Genomic DNA, 1,325 nt, shown 5'->3' with positions numbered 1-1,325 from the left:
TTGATCAGGTTCTCGTAGGCTTCCTGGCGCCCGCTGATCTGCGTGGGTGCATTGCCGGCGGCGTAGCTGGCCAGGTCCGCCAGCGTGCTGGTGCCGTTGGCAAACGCCGCACCGGCGCCGCTGTCGAAGCTGGCGTAACGCTCCTTGCGCCAGCTTTCCAGCGGCGAGGAGGTCAGCAGTGCGTTGGCCACTTCCAGCCCGCGTGCGAACGCATCCATGCCGCCGATATGCGCCAGGAACAGATCCTGCGGGTCGGACGATTCGCGCCGCACCTTGGCGTCGAAATTCAGGCCGCCCGGTGCCAGCCCGCCCTGCCGCAGCACCACCAGCATCGCGCCGACGGTGTCGTACAGGTCGGTCGGGAACTGGTCGGTATCCCAGCCGTTCTGCGGGTTGCCGCGGTTGGCATCGATGCTGCCCAACAGGCCGGCATCGGATGCCACCTGCAGGTCATGCTCGAAGCTGTGGCCCGACAACGTCGCGTGGTTGGCTTCGATATTGAGCTTGAAGTCCTGATCCAGCCCGTGCTGACGCAGGAAGCCGATCACCGTGGCGCTGTCGAAGTCGTACTGGTGCTTCATCGGCTCCATGGGCTTGGGCTCGATCAGGAAGTTGCCCTTGAAGCCGATCGCACGGCCGTAATCACGTGCCAGGGTCAAAAAGCGCGCCATGTTGTCCTGCTCGCGCTTCATCTGGGTGTTGTGCAGGCAGGCATAGCCTTCGCGGCCGCCCCAGAACACGTAGTTCTCGCCACCCAGCTCGACAGTGGCATCGATCGCGGCCTTGACCTGCACCGCCGCACGCGCCACCACGTTGAAGTCCGGATTGGTCGATGCACCATTCATGTAGCGCGGGTGCGAGAACAGGTTGGCGGTGCCCCACAGCAGCTTGATGCCGGTCTCGGCCTGGCGCTGCTTGGCGATGCCCACCATATGCTTGAGATTCTTTTCGTATTCGCCGATGTCATCGGCATCCGGTGCCAGATCGATATCGTGGAAGCAGTAATACGGCACGCCGAGCTTGGTGAAGAACTCGAACGCGGCATCGGACTTGGCTTCGGCGCGGCCCAGTGCGGTGTTGCCCGCATCCCACGGATACGCACGCGTGCCCGGGCCAAACGGATCGGCGCCATTGCCGCAGAAGCTGTGCCAGTAGGCCACGGCAAAACGCAGGTGCTCGGCCATGGTCTTGTCGCCGATTTTTTTGTTGGCGTCGTAGACCTTGAACGCGAGCGGGTTGTCGGAGTCGCGGCCTTCGAAGCCGATCTTGCCGATGCCGGGGAAATATTCCTTCGCGCCGATGTAAACGGTGTTGCTCATGGGGTG

Annotated in this window: 1 protein-coding gene; it reads right to left on the bottom strand. The window is 63.3% G+C overall.

The window, feature by feature from the left end; translation table 11 throughout:
• A partial coding sequence (gene xylA, locus A7D17_RS19230) for a xylose isomerase (protein ID WP_064510574.1) occupies positions 1–1,319 on the bottom strand: 1,319 nt, incomplete at its 3' end.
• Positions 1,320–1,325 lie beyond the last annotated feature (6 nt).

The sequence above is a fragment of the Xanthomonas floridensis genome (assembly GCF_001642575.1).
GTDB lineage: Bacteria > Pseudomonadota > Gammaproteobacteria > Xanthomonadales > Xanthomonadaceae > Xanthomonas > Xanthomonas floridensis.
Note: the sequence above shows the minus strand (reverse complement) of the source record. Positions and strands in the feature narration are given on the sequence as shown.